At 63.8% G+C, this 24957-nt stretch carries 18 protein-coding genes; 8 read left to right on the top strand and 10 right to left on the bottom strand.

Going from position 1 to position 24957, the window contains the following annotated elements; translation table 11 throughout:
• Positions 1 to 55 precede the first annotated feature (55 nt).
• Both FJ949_RS17895 and FJ949_RS17890 read left to right on the top strand, forming a co-directional pair.
• A complete protein-coding gene (locus FJ949_RS17895; protein WP_140497851.1) occupies positions 56 to 2425 on the top strand; it encodes an aminomethyltransferase family protein in 2370 nt (789 codons plus the stop codon).
• 251 nt (positions 2426 to 2676) lie between these two features.
• Positions 2677 to 4386, top strand: a complete 1710-nt coding sequence (locus tag FJ949_RS17890) for an APC family permease (RefSeq protein WP_140497849.1) — start codon at positions 2677 to 2679, stop codon at positions 4384 to 4386.
• A 77-nt stretch (positions 4387 to 4463) separates the two neighbouring features.
• Here the strand turns inward: FJ949_RS17890 and FJ949_RS17885 are convergent, their stop codons facing one another.
• From FJ949_RS17885 to FJ949_RS17870, 4 genes are all read right to left on the bottom strand, one after another.
• Entirely contained in the window at positions 4464 to 7613 is a 3150-nt protein-coding gene (locus tag FJ949_RS17885; RefSeq protein WP_140497847.1) for an efflux RND transporter permease subunit, read from the bottom strand.
• 248 nt (positions 7614 to 7861) lie between these two features.
• Complete coding sequence (locus tag FJ949_RS17880; RefSeq protein ID WP_140497845.1) at positions 7862 to 9007, bottom strand: efflux RND transporter periplasmic adaptor subunit; 1146 nt, start codon at positions 9005 to 9007, stop codon at positions 7862 to 7864.
• Between the two features lie 56 nt (positions 9008 to 9063).
• Positions 9064 to 9672, bottom strand: coding sequence for a TetR family transcriptional regulator (locus tag FJ949_RS17875; RefSeq protein ID WP_140497843.1), 609 nt, complete (start codon positions 9670 to 9672; stop codon positions 9064 to 9066).
• 405 nt (positions 9673 to 10077) lie between these two features.
• The gene (locus tag FJ949_RS17870; RefSeq protein ID WP_140497841.1) at positions 10078 to 11718 is read right to left on the bottom strand and encodes an acyl-CoA synthetase; all 1641 of its coding nucleotides are present in this window, start codon (positions 11716 to 11718) and stop codon (positions 10078 to 10080) included.
• 193 nt (positions 11719 to 11911) lie between these two features.
• Here FJ949_RS17870 and FJ949_RS17865 point away from each other — a divergent pair, with 193 nt between their 5' ends.
• The 4 genes from FJ949_RS17865 (at position 11912) to FJ949_RS17850 (ending at position 15627) form a co-directional block, all read left to right on the top strand.
• A complete protein-coding gene (locus tag FJ949_RS17865; protein ID WP_140497839.1) occupies positions 11912 to 12877 on the top strand; it encodes a sugar-binding transcriptional regulator in 966 nt (321 codons plus the stop codon).
• Positions 12878 to 12956: 79 nt separating this feature from the next.
• Positions 12957 to 15011, top strand: a complete 2055-nt coding sequence (locus tag FJ949_RS17860; RefSeq protein ID WP_140498114.1) for a bifunctional aldolase/short-chain dehydrogenase — start codon at positions 12957 to 12959, stop codon at positions 15009 to 15011.
• 84 nt (positions 15012 to 15095) lie between these two features.
• Entirely contained in the window at positions 15096 to 15353 is a 258-nt protein-coding gene (locus FJ949_RS17855; protein ID WP_140497837.1) for a type II toxin-antitoxin system RelB/DinJ family antitoxin, read from the top strand.
• 1 nt (position 15354) lies between these two features.
• A complete protein-coding gene (locus tag FJ949_RS17850; RefSeq protein ID WP_140497835.1) occupies positions 15355 to 15627 on the top strand; it encodes a type II toxin-antitoxin system YafQ family toxin in 273 nt (90 codons plus the stop codon).
• Positions 15628 to 15701: 74 nt separating this feature from the next.
• Here the strand turns inward: FJ949_RS17850 and FJ949_RS17845 are convergent, their stop codons facing one another.
• The 3 genes from FJ949_RS17845 to FJ949_RS17835 form a co-directional block, all read right to left on the bottom strand.
• A complete protein-coding gene (locus tag FJ949_RS17845; protein WP_140497833.1) occupies positions 15702 to 16754 on the bottom strand; it encodes a substrate-binding domain-containing protein in 1053 nt (350 codons plus the stop codon).
• A gap of 40 nt (positions 16755 to 16794) precedes the next feature.
• Positions 16795 to 17790, bottom strand: a complete 996-nt coding sequence (locus tag FJ949_RS17840; RefSeq protein ID WP_140497831.1) for an ABC transporter permease — start codon at positions 17788 to 17790, stop codon at positions 16795 to 16797.
• A 92-nt stretch (positions 17791 to 17882) separates the two neighbouring features.
• Positions 17883 to 19394: a sugar ABC transporter ATP-binding protein gene (locus FJ949_RS17835; protein WP_140498112.1), complete on the bottom strand. Its 1512-nt coding sequence runs from the start codon at positions 19392 to 19394 to the stop codon at positions 17883 to 17885.
• A 134-nt stretch (positions 19395 to 19528) separates the two neighbouring features.
• Here FJ949_RS17835 and mtnK point away from each other — a divergent pair, with 134 nt between their 5' ends.
• Together mtnK and mtnA are read left to right on the top strand one after the other, a co-directional pair.
• Complete coding sequence (gene mtnK, locus FJ949_RS17830) at positions 19529 to 20800, top strand: S-methyl-5-thioribose kinase (RefSeq protein ID WP_140497829.1); 1272 nt, start codon at positions 19529 to 19531, stop codon at positions 20798 to 20800.
• Positions 20797 to 21891 carry an S-methyl-5-thioribose-1-phosphate isomerase gene (mtnA, locus tag FJ949_RS17825; protein ID WP_140497827.1) on the top strand — a complete coding sequence of 365 codons (1095 nt, stop codon included), beginning with the start codon at positions 20797 to 20799 and terminating at the stop codon, positions 21889 to 21891. Before mtnK ends, mtnA begins: the two co-directional genes overlap by 4 nt.
• Positions 21892 to 21928: 37 nt before the next feature.
• On the opposite strand, the gene FJ949_RS17820 is transcribed toward mtnA, so the two are convergent.
• Genes FJ949_RS17820 through FJ949_RS17810 form a run of 3 tightly spaced genes read right to left on the bottom strand, consistent with a single transcriptional unit; the run spans position 21929 to position 24943 of the window.
• Complete coding sequence (locus FJ949_RS17820) at positions 21929 to 22729, bottom strand: sugar phosphate isomerase/epimerase (protein WP_181172063.1); 801 nt, start codon at positions 22727 to 22729, stop codon at positions 21929 to 21931.
• 60 nt (positions 22730 to 22789) lie between these two features.
• The gene (locus FJ949_RS17815; RefSeq protein WP_140497823.1) at positions 22790 to 23635 is read right to left on the bottom strand and encodes a phosphogluconate dehydrogenase C-terminal domain-containing protein; all 846 of its coding nucleotides are present in this window, start codon (positions 23633 to 23635) and stop codon (positions 22790 to 22792) included.
• Positions 23636 to 23680: 45 nt separating this feature from the next.
• Complete coding sequence (locus tag FJ949_RS17810) at positions 23681 to 24943, bottom strand: ribulose-bisphosphate carboxylase large subunit family protein (protein WP_181171567.1); 1263 nt, start codon at positions 24941 to 24943, stop codon at positions 23681 to 23683.
• Between the last annotated feature and the right edge of the window lie 14 nt (positions 24944 to 24957).

Genomic DNA, 24957 nt, shown 5'->3' with positions numbered 1-24957 from the left:
CTGCTAAAATAATTTCACACACAGGCAAACTTGTTTCTCGAACCGCAAGGCTGAGATGAGCCAGTCGCCCTACCCTGCCGTCGCATCCGGACCACCCCGGCCGAGCCTGATCCTGCGGCCCGGCCAGATCGCGCTGCCGCCGGGCATGGAGCGCTATACGGTCCAAGGCAATGGTGCGGTGCTGATCGAGGCCGAGGCCGGCGACACGATCACGGTGCGCAATGTCGAGGGCGGCCAGGCTTGCGAACTGCTGGCGTGGGACGGCACGGGTGCGACCGATCCCTCCATCCTCGGGGAAAAATCCAACAGCAATGCCGCCGGCATCAAGGCGCTGCTTGCCGAGGGCGATGACAGTCTCGCGTCCCTGCGGCGCGGGCTCGCGCGCCGGCAGGTGCAGCTCGACCAAGCCAAGGCGGTGCGCGTATTCGGCGGCGCCACGCCGGCCGGCACCGAACAGGCTTTCAGCGTTGCGCGCGTCGGCTCGGTGGTGATCGCCGCGCCCGGCGGGCCGATGCTGGTCGACGGCCATGATACGGCGACGCCGCTTACCGTGATCGTGCGGCGTGCCACCATCCGTCCGGCGGCGAAGTCGCAATTGGCCGACCCGCTCGCCGATCCGGTGCTCGACCTGCGCGTCCATTCGGCGACGGCGGAATCCTATTTCGTCAAAGCCGGCGACTATCTGCAGATCATCGACGTCGATGGCCGCCAGTGCACCGACTTCCAGTGCTTTTCGGCGCGCAAGCTGGACAAGGGGCTCGACCATCCGCTCGATGTGACGACGACACGCACGCTGATGGGCGCGAGCTATCCGATGCCGGGGCTGCACTCGAAATATTACGACCAGGACATGGAGCCGCTGGTCGAAGTGGTGCAGGACACATGCGGCCGGCACGACGCCTTCGCGCTCGCATGCGCCGCCAAATATTACGATGACATCGGCTATCCCGGCCACGCCAACTGCTCGGAGAATTTCAACCGCGCGCTGTCGGACAAGGGCGTCACACCACGCGCCGGCTGGATGGCGATCAACTTCTTCTTCAACACGGCGATCGACGCGCATGGCGTCATGGTCTCCGACGAGCCATGGTCGCGGCCCGGCGACTATGTGCTGCTGCGGGCCCTGACCGACATCGTCTGCGTGTCCTCCGCCTGCCCCGACGACACGACGCCGGCCAATGGCTGGGACCTGACCGACATCCATGTGCGCACCTATTCCGGCCAGCACAAATTCTCGCGTGCGATCGCCAGACGCATGACGCCCGATTCGGAACCGAAAATGACCCGCGAGACCTCCTTTCATTCGAGCTTTGCCAAGCACACCCGCGACTTCGTCGAGTACAGGGGCTATTGGCTGGCCAATTCCTTCGCCAGGGAAGGCGCGATCGCCGAATACTGGGCCTGCCGGCAGGACGCCGTGATCATGGACCTGTCGCCGCTGCGCAAATTCGAGGTCACCGGCCCGGATTCCGAAGCGCTGCTGCAGTACACGCTGACCCGCGACGTCAAGAAGCTCGGCGTCGGCCAGGTCGCCTATTCCGCCATGTGCTACGAGCATGGCGGCATGATCGACGATGGCACGCTGCTCAGGCTCGGCAAGGACAATTTCCGCTGGGTCGGCGGCGACGATCTGTCCGGCGAATGGCTGCGCGAGACGGCGACAAAGCTCGGCCTCAACGTGCTGGTGCGCTCGTCCACCGACCAGATGCACAATATCGCCGTGCAGGGGCCGAAGAGCCGGGATATCCTGAGGAAGGTGATCTGGACCTCGCCGCTGCAGCCGTCGATCGAGGAACTGGAATGGTTCCGCTTCGCCGTCGCGCGCATCGGCGGCGGCAATGGCGTTCCGGTCGTCGTCTCGCGCACCGGCTATACCGGTGAACTCGGCTACGAGATCTGGTGTCATCCGCGCGACGCCGAAAAGGTCTTCGACGCGATCTGGGCCGCCGGCCAGCCGCATGGATTGAAGCCGATGGGCCTGCAGGCGCTGGACATGGTGCGCATCGAGGCCGGGCTGATCTTCGCCGGTTACGAGTTCTCCGACCAGACCGACCCGTTCGAGGCCGGCATCGGCTTCACCGTGCCGCTGAAGTCCAAGACCGACGACTTCATCGGCCGCGAGGCGCTGATCCGGCGCAAGGAGAACCCGCAGAACAAACTGGTCGGGCTCGACATCGATGCCAACGTCGCGGTCGGCCATGGCGATTGCGTGCATGTCGGCCGCGCCCAGATCGGGGTCGTCACGTCGGGCATGCGCTCGCCGGTGCTGAACAAGACCATCGCGCTGGCGCGGCTCGATGTCACCCACGCCGCCATCGGCGCGCGAGTTGAAATCGGCAAGCTCGACGGCCACGCCAAGCGGCTGCCGGCGCGAGTCGTGGCCTTCGCCCATTACGATCCGCAGAAGACCAGGCCGCGTTCCTGACCGCGGCCTTCCGGGCATACGGGATTGCCCGTCGGCGGCGCCGCGGGGCACATTTGTGCGCCCGCCCGCAAGCGTGATGTGCACGGCGCGACAAAACGCTTGACGTGAAAGCGCGCCGGATCAATCTTCACTCCTAAGAAAAAAATACGACTGAGTGGAAACACTGAAGTCGCGGCGATATTGGCCGGGAGCAAGCTTCGCACAGCCGAGGCGTCGCCGGCGGGGAACATCAAAAAGGGGAATTCACCGACATGAGCACCATAAGCACGGTCCTGGACCAGCCTGCCGAAAGCAAGCTGCTCAGGCATATCGACTGGCGCGGCGCCTTCTGGGTGGCGAGCGGCGTTCCAGCCCTTGTCCTGTTCTCGATCGGCGGCATTGCCGGCACGACCGGGACGCTCGCTTTCCTGATCTGGACGGTGTCCATGGTCATGGGCTTCCTGCAATCCTTCACCTATGCCGAGATCGCCGGCCTGTTCCCGAACAAATCGGGCGGCGCCTCGATCTACGGCGCCACCGCCTGGCTGCGCTACTCCAAGTTCATCGCGCCCTTGTCGGTGTGGTGCAACTGGTTTGCCTGGTCGCCGGTGCTCTCGCTTGGCTGCTCGATCGCCGCCGCCTATATCCTCAATGCGCTGGCGCCGGTGCCGATCTTTACCGACACGTCGCCCGAGGTCGCCGCCTATATCGCGGCACATGCCGGAACGAGCGCCGGCGACGCCATTACCGCGGTGACCGCGGCGGCGACTCCGGCGATCCGCACGTGGTCGGCGTTCAGCCACACACTGGGTCCGGTGTCCTTCACCTTCAACGCCACCTTCTTCATCGGCGCCGTGCTGATGCTGATGATCTTCTCGATCCAGCATCGCGGTATCCTGGGCACCGCCAATGTGCAGAAATATATCGGCCTGCTGGTCATCGTCCCGATGCTGATCGTCGGCGTCGTGCCGATCTTCACCGGCCAGATCAACTGGGCCAATTTCTCGCCGCTGGTTCCCTTGGCCGCCGCCTATGCGCCAGAGCCCGGCGCCTGGAACATCGCCGGCTGGACGCTGGTGCTCGGCGGCATGTTCATCGCCGCCTGGTCGACCTACGGCTTCGAGACCGCCGTCTGCTACACCTCCGAGTTCAAGAACCCGGGCACCGATACCTTCAAGGCCATCTTCTATTCCGGCCTGCTCTGCATGCTGCTGTTCATCCTGGTGCCGTTCACCTTCCAGGGCGTGCTCGGCCTCAACGGCATGCTGGCGACGCCGATCATCGACGGCTCAGGCGTGGCGGATGCTCTCGCCGGCATGGTCGGCGGCGGCGGACTTATCCACAGCCTGCTGGTGATGCTGATGATCCTGGCGCTGGTGCTGTGCATCATGACGGCTATGGCCGGCTCCTCGCGCACGCTCTACCAGGGCTCCGTCGACGGCTGGCTGCCGCGCTACCTCAGCCACGTCAACGAGCATGGCGCGCCGACGCGGGCGATGTGGACCGATCTGTGCTTCAACCTGATCGTGCTGGCGATCGCCTCGGCCGACGCGACAAGCTTCTTCTTCATCCTCGCCGTATCCAATTGCGGCTACATCATCTTCAACTTCCTCAACCTCAATGCCGGCTGGATCCATCGCATCGACAACGGCCATATCGCGCGGCCGTGGAAGGCCCCGAGCTGGCTGCTCGGCGTCGGAGCGATCTTCGCCTATGTCAACGCGATCTTCATGGGCGCCGGCGCCAAGGTGTGGAACCCGATGGCGCTGTGGGCCGGGCTGATCACCGCGGCGCTGATCATCCCGGTGTTCTGCTTCCGCCATTACATCCAGGACGGCGGCAAGTTCCCCGACCACATGCTGGCCGACCTCGGCATGGCGGGAGCGGACCTCTCGGTGAAAAAGGCGGGCATGCTGCCCTATCTGACGCTGGTCGCCGGAGTGGCGGTAATGCTGATCGCCAACTGGTTTTTCGTCATCTGATTGCCTGACGGGCAAGCGGCCTTCGGCTCCGCAAGAACAGAAATCGGCCGGTCTCAAATGAGACCGGCCGATTTGGTTCATTCAGCCGCCAAAGCGAGTTGCGGCCTCTCGACGCCTTCGACGGTTTCCGGTTCGGGCGTCTGTTCGTCGGTCGGCACCTTCTTTCGCTCACGGCCGAAGAACAGGGCGTAGCCAGCGGGCAGCACCAGGATGGTGAGCACGGTTGCAACCAGAATGCCGCCCATCATGGCGTAGGCGAGCGGCCCCCAGAACACGCCGCGCGAGATCGGGATCAGCGCCAGCACCGCGGTCATTGCCGTCAACACGATCGGCCGGAAACGGCGCACAGCCGAGCCGATGATCGCTTCGGAGCGTTCCATGCCTTTCGCGATGTCCTGGTCGATCTGGTCGACGAGGATGATGGAGTTTCGCATGATGATGCCGAGCAGCGCGATGACTCCGAGGATGGCGACGAAGCCGAACGGCGCGCCGCTGATCAAAAGGGCCGCGGCCGCACCGATGATGCCGAGTGGACCGGTGGCCAGAACAAGCATAGCCTTGCCGAAATGCTGCAGCTGGACCATCAGCAATATGACGATGACGGCCAGCATGATCGGCGCCTTGGCGGCGATGGAAGCCTGGCTTTCCGCCGAATCCTCGGCACCGCCCTGGATCTCGATCTTGTAGCCGGGCGGCAAGCCGTCGCGCAGGCCCTTCATGTCGTTGTACATCTTGGTGACGACGTCGTTTGACTGCACGCCGTCGGGCAAGGTCGCCCGCACGCTGATGGTCGGCAAGCGGTCGCGCCGCCACTCGACGCCTTGCTCCAGCACCGGCACAACCTTGGCCACCTGCGACAGCGGCACGAAGCCACCGAAATCGGTCGGGATGTAGATGGAATCGACCGAGGACAGCAGGGTGCGACTGGCATCCGGTTCGCGGGCGACGATGGACACCGTTTCTTCGCCGTCGCGGAAGTCGCCCAACGGCGCGCCGGACATGGACGCCTGCAGCATCTGGCGGATGCGCTGCGAGGTGACGCCCAACGCACGGGCGCGGTCCTGGTCGATGACCAGCTTCATCGCCGGCACAGGTTCCAGCCAGTCGTCATGGACGGCGCCGAGCAGCGGGTTGGCCTGGAATTTTGCCTTCACCTGGTCGGCAATGCGCCGCACTTCCTGGCGGTCCGGGCCCATGACGCGCATCTGCACCGGCCAGCCTGTCGGCGGGCCGAGGAACAAGCGGTCGACCTTGCCGCGGATGGAGGGGAAGTCCTGCGCCAGGATGGTGCGCAGCTTGACGATCAGCCGCTCGCGCGCCGGCTCGTCATTGGCCATCACAAGAAGCTGGGCGAAGTTAGGATTCCTGAGCTGCTGGTCCAGCGGCAGGAAGAAGCGCGGCGCGCCTTCACCGATATAGGTGGCGATGAAGCGCTTGTCCTTGTCGTCCATCATCTTGGCTTCCAGCGCCTTGGCCTGCGTCTCGACTTCCTTGATGCTGGTGCCTTCCGGCAGCCAGAGATCGACGAGGATTTCCGGGCGAGACGATTGCGGGAAGAAGTTCTGCGGAATGAACTGGAAGGTCCACAGGCTGGTGGCGAAGGTCACCAGCGTCATCGTCAGCACGATGATGCGATGGCGCACGGCCCAGGTAACGGTCGAGCGAAGCCGGCGATAGAAGCTGGTGTCGAAGACGTCGTGATGGGAACCGGCATGCTTGCGCTGCTTGAGGATCATATATCCCAGCCATGGCGTGAAATAGACCGCCACGAACCAGGACACGACGAGCGCGATGCCGACGACGTAGAACAGCGTGCGGACATATTCGCCGGCGGTGGAGGCGGCGAAGCCGACCGGAATGAAGCCGGCGGTGGTGATCAGCGTGCCGGTCAGCATCGGGAAGGCGGTCGAGGAGTAGGCGAAACCCGCCGCCTCGATCTTGACCAGCCCCTCCTCCAGCTTGCGTTCCATCATCTCGACGACGATCATGGCGTCGTCGACAAGCAGGCCGAGCGCGATGATCAAGGCGCCAAGCGAAATGCGCTGCAGGTCGATGCCGATCTCGTACATGATGGCGAAGGTGGCGGCCAGGACCAGCGGGATGGCGATGGCAATGACAAGTCCGGAGCGCCAGCCGATCGACAGGAACGAGACGACGAGCACGATCAGCAGCGCTTCGCCGAGCGCATGCATGAACTCGCTGACAGCGTCCCTGACGACCTCGGGCTGGTCCGATATCTGATCGACGGAGACGCCATAGGGCAGCGCCTCCTCGAATCGCTTGTAGGTCGCCTCGACGTCCTTGCCGACATCCGTGACGTTGAAGCCCTTGGCCATGACGACACCGAGCTGGACGCTCTCGTGGCCATTGAACCGGTACTTGCGCTCGAAAGGATCCTCCAGCCCCGAGCTCACTGTGGCGATATCGCCAAGGCGCGTTACCTGGTTGCCGGCGCGCAAGCGCAGCTCGCGAATGTCGGCCGCCCTGGTGACGTCGCCCTCGACCGAAATGCGGACCGAGCGCAGCCCGGTGTCGACAGAGCCTGCCGGGTCGACATTGTTCTGTCCCTTGATCGCGTTCTGCAGGTCGGTCAGCGTCAGGCCGCGCTCGGCTAGCGCCTTGGACGAGACGTCGATATAGATCTTCTCGGGCTGGTCGCCGATGATGACCGCCTTCTCGACGCCGGGCGTCGTCAGCAGCATATCGCGGGCCTGGATGGCGAACTTCTTTAATTCGGGATAGCTGAAGCCATCGCCGCTGATCGAATGCAAGGTGATGAAGGTGTCGCCGAATTCATCGTTGAAATAGGGGCCGAGCAGGCCCTGCGGCAGATCGCCTGCTATGTCGCCGACCTTCTTGCGCACCTGATAGAAGGCGTCGTTGACCTGGGCAGCATTGGTGTCGCCCTTGATCTGAACCGTGATGATGGCGCTGCCGGCGCGCGTGTAGGAGCGCACGAAGTCGAGATGCGGCGTTTCCTGCAGCTTGCGTTCGATCTTGTTGACGACCTGGTCTTCCATCTCCTGGATCGAAGAACCCGGCCAGATCGCCTGCACGACCATGACGCGGAAGGTGAAATCGGGATCTTCCTTCTGGCCCATGCGCATCAGGCCGAGCGCACCGGCAAGGATGATCAGGCCGAACAGGAAACGTGCGATGCTCGGATGCCCGATCGCCCAACGCGAGAGGTTGAAAGGCCGCTTTTCAGTGTTGCTGTCGGTGGTCATGGCGCCAGTCCAGTCCAATTGATCTGCAGGGCAGGTTCATCATGCCGTTCATGCGTTCTTCGTCTGGCTTCCGGGCGGCGAAGCTCCCTCAAGCGGAGAGACTCGCATCGCGTGTGACGCGACAATGATGCGGGGGAGCCATCTTGCCGGCGTCTCGACGATCGGGCGCCTGCCGCCCGGAAACCATGGCCTGCCCGGTCTTGCGGCTCGCGCCGCCAAGACAGGGGGGCTTTCGTAGTGCCTGGCTGTCAGCGCAGGCTGCTGGTGGCAGCGTCGTCCGCCGCCGAGGCGGACTGCTGGAGACTATCGCCGGACAGCTTGACCTTCAGATTGTCGGTCATGAACTGGGTGCCAGCGGCAACCACGACGTCGCCCTGCTTGAGGCCGTCGGCAACCGCGACGCCATCGGCGGTGAAGTTCGCGATCTTGACCGGACGCGAATGCACGGTGTCGCTGCCGCGGTCCACGGCCCAGACGATCTTCTGGCCGTCCTTTTCAGCCAGGGCGCTGAGCGGGATCGAGACCAGCTGGGTCTTGCTGTCGATCGACGCCTGCACGTTGGCGGTCATGCCGAGCAGCACGCGCGGATCGTTGGGAAGCGAGACGCGAACGGCGAAGGTACGCGACTGCGGGTCGGCGCTGCCGGCCACTTCGCGGACCTTGCCGGCAAGCGTCAGCGCATCGTCCGCCCAGAAGCTTGCCTTGACCTCCTTGCCCGGCCTGAAGCCGGCAATATCCATTTCCGGTACCGCGATCAGCACTTCCTTCTCGCCATCGACGGCAACCGTCATCACGGGCGTGCCGGCACCGACCACCTGGCCGACATCGGCACTGACTGCGGTGACGATGCCGTTCTCGCTCGCCTTGAGGTCGGTATAGTGGACCTGGTTCTGAGCCTGGGCGAGGGTCGAGCGGGCGGCATCGCGCGTCGCGACCGCCTGGTTGTAGGCCAGCGTCGCCTGCTCGAGCTGCGATTTCGGCGCGAAATTCTTGGCATAAAGCTGCTCGGCGCGCTTCCTGGCGAGATCCACCGTCTCGACCTGGCGCTCGGCGGCGTCAAGGCTCGCCGCGGCGCTTTTGACCGAAAGCTCGTAATCGGAGGGATCGATGCGGGCGAGGACGTCGCCCGAGGTGACATGCTGGCCGATGTCGACGAGCCTCTCGGTGACCTTGCCGGCAACGCGGAAGCCGAGATTCATCTCGGTGCGAGCACGCACCGAGCCGGAGTAATCGAGCTGGCGGGTGGTCTGCGCCGCGCCGATCTCGACGACCTTGACGGGGCGGATGATATCCCTGACCTCCGCCTTCTCCTGGGAACAACCGGCAAGGCCGAGTGCCGCGACGATCAGGCCGGCAACGGGCAGCCAGCGGATAATGGAATTGGACGAAGACACCTTAGCACTCCCAAACTGGAGATTGATTGTCGTTGCCGGCGCCCGGCGGGCGGCGGCTATTTCTTCAAGGCCTTGATCGCATAGTCGATGAGGTCGTCGGGCATTGCCCGGTTGGTCTTGGCAAGACACTGGGCCACCATCTGCGGGTGGCACAAAATGACCGTGGCGGCGCCGAAGCAGCGCGACGCAATCACCGGATCCTGTTCCCTGAATTCGCCGGCCGCGATGCCCTCGCGGATCACCTCGGCAAAAAGATCGTGGATACTGTCGACATGCTTGTCGATGACGCCCCAATCGCGCTCGAGAGCGACGATGACCATCTCATGGACCTTCTGGTCGTCGAGCATGACCTCCATCGTCATCTTGTACTGCGCGTGCACGTAGCGCCGCAGCCGTTCCTCGGCGCTGATCGGCAAATGCATGATCTCGTAGGCCATCCTGTAGCTGGCCCCGAGCATCCGGCCACAGACCGCCTGGTGGATTTCGACCTTGGACGCAAAGAAGCGATAGATGTTGGCTGGCGACATGCCGAGTTCGCGGGCAATGTCGGCGACATTGGTCTTGCCGTAGCCATAGTGCCGGAACAGGCGCTCGGCGCAATCGAGAATGCGCGTTACATTCTCCTGGCGAGCGGCATCGGCGACGAGGTTGGCGGTTTCGGACATAGCCTCTTTCGATTTACTAGTGATGAATTTTGATTTTCGTCACTCGTAAATCGAAAGGAACGCGATGTCAACGCGGATTCGGCGTACGCGTACAAAATGGTGACAGATGGTGACAGTGAGGGGGGTGGCTCGCCTCGCACTTCGTCATCCCAGGGTGGAGCAGTCGCGAAGCGACGTCGCGGAAATCCTAGGATCCATGCCGTGGCCTTGCGGCCGTGCTCCGGCAGTCGAGGATGGCTGCTGTAGGCTACAGTAACTTCCTGATCCACCTCATTTTTTGACTGACATCAGGGCATGGATCCTAGGGTCTGCGCCGCGTCGCTTGGTCCTTGCTTCGCCCTGGGATGACGAAGTCACAAGGCCCGCCGCAAATTGTCGAGGTCATGGCAAGAGCGGCCATGCGGCCTACGCCTCCTTCGCCATCTCCCTTAGCCGGAATTTCTGGATCTTCCCCGTCGAGGTCTTGGGGATCTCGGCGAACACCACCGCTTTCGGCAGCTTGAAGCGGGCAAGCAGCGCGCGGCAATGCTCGATGATCTCTGCCTCGGTCGCCGTCTTGCCAGGCTTCAGCTCGACATAGGCGACCGGCACCTCGCCCCATTTCTCGTCCGCCCGCGCCACCACGCCGCAAGACGCAACGGACGGGTGCTTGTAGAGCGCGTCCTCGACCTCGATCGAGGAAATGTTCTCGCCGCCCGAAATGATGATGTCCTTGGAGCGGTCCTTGAGCTGGATATATCCATCCGCATGCATGACGCCGAGATCGCCGGAGTGGAACCAGCCGCCGGCGAACGCCTCGTCGGTCGCCTTGCGGTTCCGGAGATAGCCCTTCATGACGATGTTGCCGCGAAACATGACCTCGCCGATGGTCTGGCCGTCCGCGGGCGTCTGCGTCATCGTTTCGGGATCCATCACCGTGAGGCCTTCGAGCGCGGCGTAGCGGACGCCTTGCCTGGCCTTCCTCGTGGCCCTCTGCCCCTTCTCCAGATGATCCCACTCATTGTGCCATTCGTTCACCACCGCCGGGCCGTAGGTCTCGGTCAGACCATAGAGATGCGTGACGGCGAAGCCGGCATCGGCCATGCCGGTGAGCACCGCTTCCGGCGGCGGCGCGGCGGCCGTGTTGAAGGTGACGGCTTGCGGGAACTGGCGCTTGTCCTCATCCCTGGCGTTGATCAGCACCGACATGACGATCGGCGCGCCGCACAGATGGGTGACGTCATGGTCGGCGATGGCGTCGTAGATCTGCTTCGGCCGAACCCAGCGCAGACAGACATGGGTGCCGGCCTGGACGGCCAAGGTCCACGGAAAGCACCAGCCATTGCAGTGGAACATCGGCAGCGTCCACAGATAGACCGCATGCTTGGCCATGCCGGCATGGACGGTGTTGGCGTAGGCCATCAGGGCAGCACCCCGATGATGGTAGACGACGCCTTTCGGGTTGCCTGTCGTGCCCGAGGTGTAGTTGAGCGAAATGGCGTCCCACTCGTCGTCAGGCATCGACCAGGCAAAATTCCCCTCGCCCTCGGCGACGAAGGCCTCGTAGTCGAGAGTGCCGATGCGACCGCCCTTCGGATAGGGAGCGTCCGCGGCGTAGTCGGGATCGTCATAGTCGATGACCAGGGGCTTCACCTTGGCCAGGTCAAGCGCTTGCCGAACCACTTCGGAGAATTCGCGATCGACGATAAGCACCCTGGTCCCGGCATGGTCGAGCTGGAAAGCGATCACGGCGGCGTCGAGGCGAGTGTTGAGCGAATGCAGCACCGCCTTGGTCATTGGCACGCCGAAATGCGCCTCCAGCATCGGCGGCGTGTTCGACAGCATCACCGTCACCGTGTCGCCCTTGCCTATGCCGCGCCTGGAGAGCGCCGAGGCGAGCTGCAGCGAACGCCGCCAGAAATCGCGATACGTCACGCGCTGCCGGCCATGGATGATGGCGACATGATCGGGATAGGTCTTGGCTGCCCGCTCCAGATAGGTGAGCGGCGTCAGCGGCTGGTGGTTGGCAGCGTTCCTGTCGAGATCCTGTTCGTAAGGGTTGCCCATCCTGTCCTCCCCGTATGTCCCTTTGCCGACATGTTCTAACCACAGGCTCGGGCCGCGTCACCAGCAACGATGCCACGACAAAGCGCGTCTGGCGCAATGATGGTCTAGATTTGGCGCGCGTAAAGGCATTGCGTACCTCCGCGCGGTTTGACTTTTGTCGAGAGCCGTGACTAATGTCAGCCGAGGAGAAGGCATGGCAATCCGACCGGCAGAACAACTTATCCACAAGGCCGCCTGGCTCTATTATGCGCATGGCCTGCGCCAGGACCAGGTGGCGAGCCAGCTTAACATTTCCCGCGCCTCCGTTGCCATGTATCTGCGCAAGGCGCGAGAGACCGGCATCGTCAACATCTCGACCTCGACCCAGCTTTTCACCGACGACGTCATGGCGCGCAAGCTCGAGGATGCACTCGGTCTCGACGCGGTCTGGATCGCGCCGGAAAACGGCCATATCGCCGATCCCGCCACCGACATCGCGGTGCTGGCGGCGAGCGTCTTTCTCGAACTGGTGAAAAAAGGCGACCGCATCGGCGTCGCCTGGGGACGCACCGTCTACATGATCGCCGACATCATGTCCTACGCCGATCTCCAGGATGTCACCGTGGTGCAGCTCTGCGGCAATCTCGGCGCGCCCTATTCCTATCGTCCCGACCAGTGCACGATGGAGATCGCCCGGCGGCTCAACGCCAAGGGCATCAATTTCTACGCGCCGCTCGTGCTGACCACCGAAGAGCTGGCGCGCGGCCTGCGCGCCGAGCCTGTAATCCGCGAACAGCTGTCGAGCATCCACGAATGCGATCTGGCGCTGTATTCGGTCGGCGCCGTCGATGCCGACAGCCATCTGGTCAAATGCGGCGCGCTGACATCAGACGAAATGGCCGACCTGCGCAAGGCGGGCGCGGCCGGCGTCATTGCCGGGCAGATCATCGATGCCGAGGGCAAGGTGCTCGACTGCGGCTACAACCGGCGGGTGATCTCGGCGGAGCTTTCCTCGCTGCGCGCCATTCAGAAGCGGCTGATGGTGGTGCAGGAGAACAGCAAGTTCGAACCCCTGCTCGCGGCGATCGCCGGCGGCCTTTGCACGCATCTGGTGGTCGGCGCCGATATGGCGCAGCGGCTTCTGGATCATGCCGGAGCGCCAGGCAAAAAGGTATCCTAGAGACCATTCCTGCCGCGGCCGTCATCAAGGCGTCGTGGCATTCCTGTTTCACCACTATGACAGCAACTGGACGAAGCTAATGAAGAACCTGTGGAATGACGGCGACGCGGAGAAGATGGTTGCCGACTATGCAAAGAAAGGCGTCGGACGCGATCTCGCGCTGCGCGTCTACACGACGCGCCTGCTGGGCGGCGAACCGCGACTGGTGCTGCATGGCGGCGGCAACACTTCCTGCAAGACCAAGGCGACCGACCTCGTTGGCGACGAATGGGACGTGCTGTGCGTCAAGGGCAGCGGCTGGGACATGGCCGTCATCGAGCCGCAGGGCTTGCCGGCGGTGAAGATGGGCGCGCTCATCAAGGCGCGCGCGTTGGACAAGCTCTCCGACGAGGACATGGTCGCGCTGCAGCGGGCGAACCTCATCGATCCGTCCTCGCCCAATCCTTCGGTCGAGACTTTGCTGCATGCCTTCCTGCCGCACAAATTCGTCGACCACACGCACTCGACCGCCATCCTGGCGATCGTCGACCAGGAAGACAGCAAGCCGTTGGTGAAGACGGTGTTCGGGGCCAAGATGGGTTACGTGCCCTACATCATGCCGGGCTTCGACCTCGCCAAGGCGGCTGCCGACGTTTTCGACGCCGACCCTGATGTGGAAGGCCTGATCCTCGACAAGCACGGCATCTTCACCTTCGGCGACGACGCCAAGCAGGCCTACGACCGGATGATCCACTATGTGAATGTCGCCGAGGAGTATGTAGCCAAGCATGCCAAGCCCAAGGCGGCAAAGGCCGCGCTTCCGGCGAAGCTCGCGACGCCGGCTTCCATCGCTCCTATGTTGCGCGGCGCCGTGGCGGTGGCACGCGGCGAAGGCCGCTTCGACCGCATGATCAGCGATTTCCGCACCTCGGATGCGATCGTCGATTTCATCAATTCGGCCGAGATCGCCGACTACGCCGCGCGCGGCGTGTCGACGCCGGACCTATCGATCCGCATCAAGACCGGGCCGATGGCGGTGCCGGCGCCAGATGCGGACAAGGCCGGCGACTACAAGGCCGTCATCAAGAGCCATGTCGACGCCTTCGCCAAGGAATACCGCGCCTATTTCGACACCAATGACGCGCTCGACGACGTCAAACGCACCATGCTCGACCCGATGCCGCGGCTGACGCTGGTGCCAGGGCTCGGCATGTTCGGCCATGGCCGCACGCTCAAGGATGCCAGGATCGCTTCCGATGTCGGCGAAATGTGGATCGAGGCCGTGCGTGGCGCCGAGGCGGTCGGCCGTTTTCATCCGCTTTCCAAGGCCGACCTGTTCCCGCTCGAATACTGGTCGCTGGAACAGGCCAAACTCGCCTCCAACAAGCCGAAGCCGCTGACCGGCCAGGTCGTGCTGATCACTGGCGGAGCCGGTGCGATCGGCGCCGCGACAGCCAAGCTTTTCGCCGACAATGGCGCCCATGCGGTGGTCGTCGATCTCGATGGCGAAAAAGCCGCTGATGCGGCCAAGAAAGCGGGCAACAATTCGATCGGCGTCGCCGCCGATATCACCGATCCGGCGCAGGTGCGTGCAGCCTTCGACAAGGCGGTCGCCGTGTATGGCGGCGTCGACATAGTGGTGTCCAATGCCGGTGCTGCCTGGGAAGGCCGGATCGGCGAACTTGACGACGCGCTGCTGCGCAAGAGCTTCGAGCTCAATTTCTTCGCCCACCAGTCGGTGGCGCAGAACGCGGTGCGCATCATGCTCGAACAGGGCACCGGCGGCGCTCTCCTGTTCAACACCTCCAAGCAGGCGGTCAATCCGGGTCCGAAATTCGGCGCCTATGGCGTGCCGAAGGCGGCGACGCTGTTCCTGTCCCGGCAATATGCACTGGATTACGGCGCGCATGGCATCCGTTCCAACGCCGTCAATGCCGACCGCATCCGCTCCGGGCTGTTGACCGACGCCATGATCGCAAGCCGTTCCGGCGCGCGCGGTGTCTCGGAAAAAGAATACATGTCCGGCAATCTGCTCGGCCAGGAGGTGACAGCGCAGGACGTGGCGCAGGCTTTCCTGCACCACGCGCTGGCCGACCGCACAACCGCCGACGTAACGACGGTCGACGGGGGCAATATCGCGGCGGCGCTGCGGTAGCACCGTCACGCACAGCGCAGACGGCAGGCTTGCAAGAACACCCGTTTGTAGCTACATTGTGGCTCAACAGTAGGGAGTCGCAACATGGCTACGGACACGGTTGTCCGCGCTCGAATTGATGCCGCGACAAAGGACCAGGCTACCGAAGCCCTGGCGGCAATGGGACTGTCGGTCTCCGACGCCATTCGGCTGCTGCTGGTCCGCGTCGCCGCCGACAAGGAATTTCCCTTTCCGGTGAAGGTGCCGAACGCAACCACCCAAAAGGCCATGGCCGAATTGGAAAAAGGCAAAGGCAAGCGTTTCGCGTCAGCCGACGAATTGTTCAAGGATTTGGGCATCTGACATGCCGACGCCCGTTCACTCCGGGCAATTCCGCGGGGACGTTAAGCGCATGGAGAAGCGTGGCAAAGATCTCGATAAATTGCGCGAGTTGTTGGGCCTGCTCATCGCCGGACTGGAACTGCCGGCGCGTTATAAGGATCACCCTCTAAAAGGCGACTGGAAAGACTATCGGGATGCGCATGTAGAACCTGATTGGCTCTTGATCTACCGCATTGCCGACGATGAGCTGCGGCTTGCCCGCACCGGCTCCTACTCCGATCTGTTCAACGAATGAAGACAGCAAAAAAGCCGCCTGCAGTTGCTGCAAGCGGCTGTTCCAAGTGTGAGCGAATTGCAATATCGATTGGCCTACTTCGCGTTCGGGTTCGGCATCCAGGCCGGCATGGCGACATCGGCATGGGCGAACTGCGGCAGCTTGGCCGACAGGTCCTCCATATTCTTGATGTCCTTGTCGAGAAGGTCCTTCTGGGTGATCAGCGTCGGCGGCACGACGACGTTGTGTCCGGGGTCTTCGCCGGCCAGCAGCTGCGCCAGCGCACGCACCGAGACCTGGCCGACGACGGCCGGATTGGTGGCCGCGGTTGCCGCCCAGGCGCTGTCGGGCTCGCGCATCGCCGCAATGTCGGAGGTCGAGATGTCGGCCGAATAGATCTTGATGTCCTTGTTCAGGCCCGCCTCGTCGACGGCGATCTTCACGCCCTTGGCGAACTCGTCATAGGGAGCAAACATCACCTTGATGTCGGGATGGGCGGTCAGCACCGAGCGCGCTTGGTTGGCGACCGAGTTGGCGATCGGGTTGTCCAGCGTGCCGAACATGGCGACTTCGTTGATGCCCGAGTATTTCTTCTTCACGTCGACCCATGTTTCATTGCGGCGGTCGAGCGGGGCTATGCCCGCGACATAGACATAGCCGGCCTTCCAGCTCTCGCCATTGTCCTTGACCGCCTGCTCGAGCGCGAGGCGCGCAAGGTCGCGGTCTGACTGCTCGATCTGCGGGATCTTGGGGTTGTCGACGTTGACGTCGAAAGCGACCACCTTGATGCCGGCGTCGACCGCGCGCTGGGCGGCGTCCTTCATCGATTCCGTCAGGCCGTGCTGGATGATGATACCCTGCACGCCAAGCGCGATGGCCTGGTCGACCATGTCGGCCTGGAGGGCGGCGTCCTGGCGGCTGTCGAGCACGCGCAGGTCGACGCCGAGGGCCTTGGCCTGCGCCTCGACGCCGGACAGATAGGCCTGGAAGAAGTCACCGGTCGAGAGATAGCGCACCAGGGCGATCTTGACGCCAGGCTTGTCGAACGGTGCCGGGCGATCGGCAGCCAGGGCCGTCCCCTGCATCAGCAACGCCGCGCCGGCGAGCCCGAGCGCTGCCTTGCCCAAAAGTCTTCTTGTGATGTTCACGTCGTTTCCTCCACTTGTTGAAATGCAACCCGGTCGAAATCTATGTCCTGCCCCTGCCGGAAAGAGCGAAGGTGAAGACAAGGGCGACGACCAGAACGGCGCCCTTGATGAAATCCTGCGTGTAGTACGGCGCGTTCATCATCGTCAGGCCCTGCAGCAGGACACCGACGAAGACGGCGCCGACAGCCGTGCCGAACGCGTTCGGCTTGGCGGCGCCGAGCACCGCGTAGCCGATCAGCGCCGCGGCGACAGCGTCGAGCAGAAGATTATTACCCGAGGCGATGTCGCCGCGTCCAAGCCGGGCGGCGAGCAAAATACCGCCGATCGAGGCAAAAACTCCTGAAATGATATAGGCCCAGATTTTGTATGCCTTGACAGGCGCGCCGGCGAGCTCGGCGGCGCGCTCATTGGAGCCGACGGCATACATCATGCGGCCGAAGCGGGTGTATTCGAGGAAGAACCAGATCAGCACCGCAAGCACCGCCAGGACGACCACCGAGACCGGAATGAGATTGGGGATGAAGAAGTCGAAGCGGTGGCGGCCGAGCGCCAGGAACGCCTCGCCGAACTTGCCGTTGGCGACCGAGCCATCGGGCATGGTCATGCCGGTGGCGATCGAGCGGCCTTCGGTCGGGATGCGCTGCAGGCCGACCAGCAGGAACATCATGCCGAGCGTCGCCAGCAGGTCCGGCACGCGCATATAGACGATCAGCCAACCATTGATGAGCCCAACGACAACGCCGATCAGCAGGCAGACGATGACCGCGACGACAGCGTTCTGCTCCAGCACCACCATCACATAGGCCGCAGCCATCATGGCTGACGTGGCGACCGAGCCGATCGACAGGTCGAAGCCGCCAACGACCAGCGTGGCGGTGACGCCAAGCGCCAGCACGCCGGTGATAGCGACCGACTGGAAGATGAAGACCGCGCTTTGCGGCGAAACGAAACCGTCGGCGGCAATCGCGAAATAAGCGACGAGCCCAAACAACAGGACGATGAAACCGTAGCGGATGGCGTGGTTGCGCTGCGTCATTCAGCATCCCCGCGCGCCGCTGCCGTTTTTACCCAACTCGAACCCATGCTCTCCATTCCAATTGTCATCGTCAGCTCTTCAATTCCAGCAGGTCACGCCGCGCTGTGCGGCAGCCCACCGGCCACCTCGGCCAGCAGGCGATCGAGATCGATGTCCGCGTTGCGGTGTTCGCCGACGATGGTCTGCTCCGACATCACCAGGATACGGTCGGCCGTCTCCAGCGCCTCGTCGAGTTCGGTGACGAACAAAAGCGTCGCGCGGCCATTGGCGCTTGCCCTCAGCTTGGCGGCGATGTCGCGCCTTGCCGAGATATCAACGCCCTGAAACGGCTCGTCGAGAATGAACAGCCTTGCATCCTGCGCCATCCAGCGGGCGACCATCACCTTCTGCTGGTTGCCACCGGACAATGCCGACATTTCGTCCTTCTCGGAGCGGCAGACGATGCCCAATTCCTGGATCTGCCGGCGCGCCGTGGCGCGTTCCAGGCGGCGCTTGAGCACGCCCAGGTTCGACATCCTTCTCAGAAACGGCAGGCTGACATTGCGCTCGATGTTGAAGCCGCCGACGATGCCGCTGGTGGCGCGATCCTTTGCGACGAGGAAGACACCGGCGGCGATCGCGTCGCCGGCCGAGCGCGGCGCGTAGGGCTTGCCGTTCATCGTCATGGTGCCGGCGAGCGGCCTGCGCACGCCGAACAGCGTCTCGGCAAGCGCTGTCTTGCCGACGCCGACCAACCCGGTGACGGCAACGACCTCGCCGTCGCCAAGGGCCAGCGAGATCGGCCTGGCGCCCTGGGCGATGCGCAGGCCTTCGACGGTCAGCACCGCCTTGGCCGAGTGCCTGGCGACGATCTGGTCGAGGTGGATCTTGCGGCCGAGCATGGCATTGACCGCACCTTCGTAGTCGAGCGGCTTCTTGTCGAAGACGCCGGACACGGCGCCGTCGCGCATCGAGACGATGCGGTCGGCAAGCCGCCTTATGTCGGACATGCGGTGCGAGATATAGAGGATCGCCACGCCTTGCGCGCGCAGCCTGTCGACCAGCGCAAAAAGCCGATCGGCTTCGGCGCTCGATAGCGATGAGGTGGGTTCGTCGAGGATCAGCACTTTCGGCTGATGTGCCAGCGCGCGGGCAATCGCCACCATCTGGCGATCGGCCAGCGAGAGATCGCTGACGCGCGCCTTCAAGTCGATCGCCAGGTCCATGCGGTCGGCAACCGCCTTGGCTTCGCGACGCACACGGACCGGGTTGAAGAGCACCGTGGCGCCACTGCCGCTCAGCCTGTCCAATGTCAGATTGGTCGCCACGTCAAGGTCGGCGACGACACCGTCATTGATGTTCTGGTGAACGGTGACGACGCCAGCGCGGATCGCTTCCGCCGGCCGTCCCGGCGCAAAGTCCTGGCCGGCCAGGGTCATGGTACCGCCATCGCGTTCGTAGACGCCACTGACGATCTTGACGAGGGTGGATTTGCCGGCGCCGTTGGCACCCATCAGGACGGTCACTTCACCGGCATGGAGTTCGAGCGAGACGCCGCCAAGCACCTCGTTACGGCCAAAGGATTTCCTCAGTCCCTCTACGCGGAACACGGCATTGCCGACCATGCGTTCCTCCCTGACGGTGACGCTATGGGCTACATCGGCAATTGTCAACACGATTGACAATTGCCAGAGCGCTACCTAGCTTGGCCCCGCCGCCGTGGCTCCGCTATTATGAGGGACGAGCAGGAGAGGTGAGGATGACCGGGAAAACGCCGTTCGAAGCACTGTCGGTGGAGACGCTCGCCACGCGGCTCGGCAGCAACGAAGCGCTCACCCAGCGCATCGGCGAGGACACCAGCCGCTGGAAGGTGCGCGAGGTCGGCGATGGCAATCTGAACCTCGTCTTCATCGTCGAGGGTGACAAGGGCGCGGCTGTCGTCAAGCAGGCCCTGCCCTATGTCCGGCTGGTCGGCGACAGCTGGCCGCTGCCGCTGAAGCGTTCCTTCTTCGAATATCACGCGCTGACACGGCAGGAGGCGCGCGCGCCGGGCTCGGTGCCGGCCATCTACCATTTCGACGAGACCCAGGCGCTGATCATCATGGAGTATCTGTCGCCGCACATCATTTTGCGGCGGGCGCTGATCGAGGGCCGGCAATTGCCGAACATCGCCAGGGATATCGGGCTGTTCATGGCCCGCACCCTGTTCCGCGGCTCCGACTTCTCGATGGTGACCAAGGATCGCAAAGCGGATCTGGCGCTGTTCGCCGACAATGTCGAGCTGTGCGACATCACCGAGAATCTGGTGTTCTCCGACCCCTACTTCGACGCCAAGATGAACCGGCACACTTCGCCGCAACTCGACGCCCTGGTCGCCGAGTTGCGCGCCGACCGCGACCTCAAGGTGGAAGCGCAGCGCCTGAAGCATCTTTTCGCCGCCAATGCAGAGACATTGCTGCATGGCGACCTGCATTCCGGCTCGATCATGATCACGGATACAGAGACCAGGATGATCGACCCTGAATTCGCCTTCTACGGGCCGATGGCGTTCGACGTCGGCATGTTGCTCGCCAATTTCTGGATGGCCTTCTTCTCGCAGCGGGGTCATGAGCAGAGCGGCAAGCGCGACGCCATGCGCGCTTATCTGCTCGATGTCACAGCGCAGACATGGTCGGTGTTCCGCACCGAATTCTCGCATCTGTGGCGCACGGAACGCAACGGCATGCTTTATCAAAAGAGCCTGTTCGAGGATCAGGGCGACAGGCTCGGCGCCGAGCAGGCGCTCGACCATGTGCTGCACCAGATCTGGGACGACCTCCTCGGCTTTGCCGGCATCGAGGTGCACCGGCGCATCCTCGGCCTCGCCCACAATGCCGATTTCGAAACCATTGCCGACGAAGACCTGCGCGCCACATGTGAAGCGAGGGCGCTGGAGTTCGGCCGCCACATCGCCGTCAACAGGCGTCATATTCACAGCATCGACGAGGTCAACAAACTGGCCACGCTGATCGAACAGGAGAACCGCATTTGAACGTCGGCGAGCGCCACTATCGCACCATCTGGCTGAGCGACGATGGGCGCTCGGTGGAGATCATCGACCAGCGCTGGCTGCCGCATGACTTCCGTGTCGTGAAGGTCGATACCGTTAACGGCATCGCCACCGCCATCCGCGACATGTGGGTGCGCGGCGCGCCGCTGATCGGTGTCACCGCTGCCTATGGCGTTGCCATGCAGATGGCGGACGATCCGGCGGATGCCGCGCTCGATGCCGTCTGGGAGACGCTCCACGAGACGCGTCCCACGGCGATCAATCTGCGTTGGGCGCTGGATGAGATGCGGCGGCTCCTGCGGCCGCTGCCGACGGAACAACGCGCCGCAGCCGCCTATCGTCGCGCCAGCGAGATCGCCAACGAGGATGTCGGGCTCAATCGCGCCATCGGCGAGAACGGTCTCGCCATCATCAAGGACATCGCGGCGCGCAAAAAGCCGGGCGAAACCGTCAACATCCTGACCCATTGCAACGCCGGCTGGCTGGCTACCGTCGACTACGGCACGGCCACCGCGCCGATCTACCTGGCAAGGGAGGCCGGCATTCCGGTCCATGTCTATGTCGACGAGACGCGGCCGCGCAACCAGGGCGCCCAGTTGACGGCCTGGGAGATGGCCGGCCACGGCGTGCCGCACACGCTGATCGTCGACAATGCCGGCGGCCATCTGATGCAGCGCGGCGCAATCGACATGGTCATCGTCGGCACCGACCGCACGACGGCCGACGGCGACGTCTGCAACAAGATCGGCACCTATTTGAAGGCACTCGCCGCCGCAGACAATGACGTGCCGTTTTACGTTGCGCTGCCTTCGCCGACCATCGACTGGACGGTGGGCGACGGACTTGCCGAAATCCCGATCGAGGAACGCTCCGGCGACGAGGTTTCGCTGGTGTGGGGCAAGACCGCGAGCGGCGAGATCGCCCAGGTGCGCGTCTCGCCGGAAGCGACGCCCGCGGCAAACCCCGCCTTCGACGTGACGCCGGCGCGGCTGGTCACCGGCCTGATCACCGAACGCGGCGTCGCCAAGGCCTCGCGTGAAGGGCTGAAGGCGATGTTCCCGGAGCGTGGATAGCCGGCTCTCGCAAAGGCAAGGAACCACCTTTCGCTGTTCAGAAGGTGCTGCTCTTTGCGATCTCCAGCGAATTGACGAAATCCAGTGAACGCCGCAGCGCGCTCCGAATGGTGGCGATATCCACCGGCGCGCTCCGCCGTTGGGGATCACGGCGCTGGGGGCGCTGCAGCCGCAATGGCAGTTCGATGCTGACCGGCAGCGTCGCGGGAAGCGCTGCCCAGTACGGTCCGTAGCCGATCGAGCCGTCGCCGATGGCGCAAAACGCCCATCCCTCGCCGGTGCTCGCGACATCCTTCAGATGGGCATGCCCAACGGCATCGATGGCATCAGCGATATCTTGCGCCGGCTGCACCGTCTCGTTGCTGTAGGTAAAGACATTTCCGGCGTCGTGGTTCAGGCGCACGTGTCGCGATCCGATGTCCCGAATGAAGCTTGCCCCCATCCGGGCACTGCCGAGCAGATCGCCTTGGCCATGTCCGGGATTCTCGAGCGCCAGGACGATGCCGACTTCCTCCAGCCTCGGCAGGAGGGCGTCAATCGTTTTGCGGATCGCCGCGCTGTTTCTCGCCGGGCCGGCATTGGTAATCAGGAAGGACGCGCCAAGACCGGCGGCAAAGCCGATGCGGCGGGACAAGGCGTCGACGGCATCGGCCCCCGACAGGTCGAGATGAGCCGACACGGCATTGATCCCCAGCCCGGCATGTTCCGCTGCCTGGCGCAGCTTCGCGGCGTGCGCAGCCGCAAACATGCCTTCGTCGAAATCGACATAGCCGCGGATGAAGGCCGGCTCGACATGGAGGGCGCCGGCCGCCGCAATCTCCTCGAGGGCCAATTCCATGGGATAGCCATCGAAGAGCGCGGTCGATACCGATATGATCCGGGCCGGCGAAGGCAGGGCTCAGGCTCCCTTGCCGTAGACGATCAATTCCGAAGCTTCCTTCACCTTGGCCGGTGTGAGCGCTTCGCGCCAGTCGTCCCGGACCACGACGCCCTTGGCGAATCGCATCAGGCGCAGCGCCGCATCGGACGGCACTTTCGGAGAGAAGCCGAACCACATGGCGATCTCGACGTTCAGATGACCTATCAGGAAGTCCAGCGCGGCCTTCCTGGGAATGCCATATTTGCGTTCGCACTCCTCGACGGCCTCGACCATGGTGTCGACGAAGGGCATGGCCACCATTTCGGACAGGCCCGGCTCCAGGATCGCCAGTTGTTCGACCGTGACGCGATGGCTGTCGATGATCGGCGACCACATGGCCCTGCACACTTCCTCGCCAAGCGCATAGTGCTCTTCCGGACCTTGCATCAGGGCACAGACGATCGATTGCCTGGCGATGCCGCCATGGTAATCGCGACGCGCGGCCCATTCCGTCTCTTCGCCGAACAGCGGCGGATGGCAGGGATGGCCGACGAAATAGGTGAGATCCGGCCGATCCGCGGGCAAGTCGCCGGCATAGGGCGCTGCCGCATCCAGAATGAGGATCATGGTGCCCGCGGCAAGCATCGGCGAGATCTGCCGCGCCACCTGGCCGATGATATTGTCCGGCAGGGCCATTACCACCACCTTGGCGCCGGGAATGCCCTCGTCCATGGCGACGGCGCCGATATCGGCCTCTCCCAGCCGCTTGCGGCCGGCCTCGCCGATCTCCACGGCGCGGACATCGTAGCCCGCTTCGATAAGCTTGCGCGTCACGCGGAAGCCCATCTTCCCTCCGGCTCCAAGCACCGCCACGGATGTCGTCATTTGCTTCTCTCCCATTTGCCTTGATGGCGCGCCGATGGCGCAAATTCAGCCGAACGCTTGCAGCGCGGCTTCGAGCTCCGGATGCGTGGCGGCGTAGTCGCGTGCGGGAACCCCTGCCGCCGCGGCTTCGAAAGCATCATGCAGGCTTCGAACGCCGGCGGCCGGCCCGCCTGGATGCGCCATGATCCCGCCGCCGCAGCAATAGATGAAATCGTCCGAGCCGAGCCTCGTATAGGTCTCGGCCGCCTGCACAGCGGTCTGTCCAGACGAAAACACCGGCATGACCGTATCGGGACGGCCAGCCCGCTCGAACATCGGGGTGAGACAGCCATGGGCCGACGCCATCACCGATTCGTCCGGCTCGCAGAACTTGTTGGACAGCCCGTTGACGTGCATGTGGTCGATGCCCGCCAGACGCCAGAATTTCTGATAGGCGAGATAGCTCATGCCGAGATCGGGAGAGCGGCTGAAGAGGCCCCAGCCGGCCCGATGGCCGTGCAGCGCAACGGCGGAGTGGCGACGCATCTCGATGACGGCGGACAGGCCGACGGAATTCAGGACCAGCATGGCGCAGGTCCCGCCACGGCGCTCGATCAGATCCAGCTGGCGACGCATGGCGTCGATGTCACCGGAAATGTTGGCCGCATACATGACCTTGCGCCCGGTCCTGTCGGCGTGCCCGTCTATCACCGCCATGACCGCTTCGTACCGGTGTTCGAACGGCGAATGCGGAGGGTCTCCCATCAATTCGTCGTCCTTGATGAAATCAAGACCCGCGGCAATCAGCGTGTCGGCCAGGGTCGCGGTCTCCTGCGGGGTAAGACCAACGCTCGGCTTGACGATGGTACCGATCAGCGGGCGTCCTTCGACGCCCGTCAGGCGACGCGTTCCCTCGACGGCGAAGGCCGGCCCTGGATAGGCATCTGCGAAGGCATCGGGAAAGGTAACGTCGAGGAGACGCATGGCCGAGAAATGATGCAGCTCGAACAGATTGCCGAGAACCGTCGACCAGACCGAAGCCAGCACCGTCCCCGTATTCTCGATGTTCCAGGAAAGGCCCACCTTGGCCCGGCGCGGCCTCACGGTCGCATTTTTTGGCGAGCGCGAGAACGGCAACGCCTCGCTGTCGACCTCGGCAACATCGCTGATGAATTCGACGCGGGCTCCGAACTTGCGCAGCAGCTCCGGCGTTTCTCCGGGTATGGCGCGGAAAGTCCCGCTTGATTGTTCGCCCGCCATCGCAGCCGCGGCAACCTCCAGCGGGTAGCGGGTTTCGATCAGATAGGTGGCGCGGAGGCGACCGGACAATGCAGGCTTCCCGA

The organism is Mesorhizobium sp. B2-4-1, from assembly GCF_006442185.1.
GTDB lineage: Bacteria > Pseudomonadota > Alphaproteobacteria > Rhizobiales > Rhizobiaceae > Mesorhizobium.
The sequence above is the reverse complement of the archived record's forward strand: the minus strand, read 5'-3'. Positions and strand labels throughout refer to the sequence as shown.

What these genes read in the sequence shown, in the direction of transcription:
- FJ949_RS17895 (WP_140497851.1), top strand. Translation starts at nt 56, where the DNA reads ATGAGCCAGTCGCCCTACCCTGCCGTCGCATCCGGACCACCCCGGCCG.
- FJ949_RS17890 (WP_140497849.1), top strand. Translation starts at nt 2,677, where the DNA reads ATGAGCACCATAAGCACGGTCCTGGACCAGCCTGCCGAAAGCAAGCTG.
- FJ949_RS17885 (WP_140497847.1), bottom strand. Translation starts at nt 7,613, where the DNA reads ATGACCACCGACAGCAACACTGAAAAGCGGCCTTTCAACCTCTCGCGT.
- FJ949_RS17875 (WP_140497843.1), bottom strand. Translation starts at nt 9,672, where the DNA reads ATGTCCGAAACCGCCAACCTCGTCGCCGATGCCGCTCGCCAGGAGAAT.
- FJ949_RS17870 (WP_140497841.1), bottom strand. Translation starts at nt 11,718, where the DNA reads ATGGGCAACCCTTACGAACAGGATCTCGACAGGAACGCTGCCAACCAC.
- FJ949_RS17865 (WP_140497839.1), top strand. Translation starts at nt 11,912, where the DNA reads ATGGCAATCCGACCGGCAGAACAACTTATCCACAAGGCCGCCTGGCTC.
- FJ949_RS17860 (WP_140498114.1), top strand. Translation starts at nt 12,957, where the DNA reads ATGAAGAACCTGTGGAATGACGGCGACGCGGAGAAGATGGTTGCCGAC.
- FJ949_RS17855 (WP_140497837.1), top strand. Translation starts at nt 15,096, where the DNA reads ATGGCTACGGACACGGTTGTCCGCGCTCGAATTGATGCCGCGACAAAG.
- FJ949_RS17850 (WP_140497835.1), top strand. Translation starts at nt 15,355, where the DNA reads ATGCCGACGCCCGTTCACTCCGGGCAATTCCGCGGGGACGTTAAGCGC.
- FJ949_RS17840 (WP_140497831.1), bottom strand. Translation starts at nt 17,790, where the DNA reads ATGACGCAGCGCAACCACGCCATCCGCTACGGTTTCATCGTCCTGTTG.
- FJ949_RS17835 (WP_140498112.1), bottom strand. Translation starts at nt 19,394, where the DNA reads ATGGTCGGCAATGCCGTGTTCCGCGTAGAGGGACTGAGGAAATCCTTT.
- mtnK (WP_140497829.1), top strand. Translation starts at nt 19,529, where the DNA reads ATGACCGGGAAAACGCCGTTCGAAGCACTGTCGGTGGAGACGCTCGCC.
- FJ949_RS17820 (WP_181172063.1), bottom strand. Translation starts at nt 22,729, where the DNA reads ATGGAATTGGCCCTCGAGGAGATTGCGGCGGCCGGCGCCCTCCATGTC.
- FJ949_RS17815 (WP_140497823.1), bottom strand. Translation starts at nt 23,635, where the DNA reads ATGACGACATCCGTGGCGGTGCTTGGAGCCGGAGGGAAGATGGGCTTC.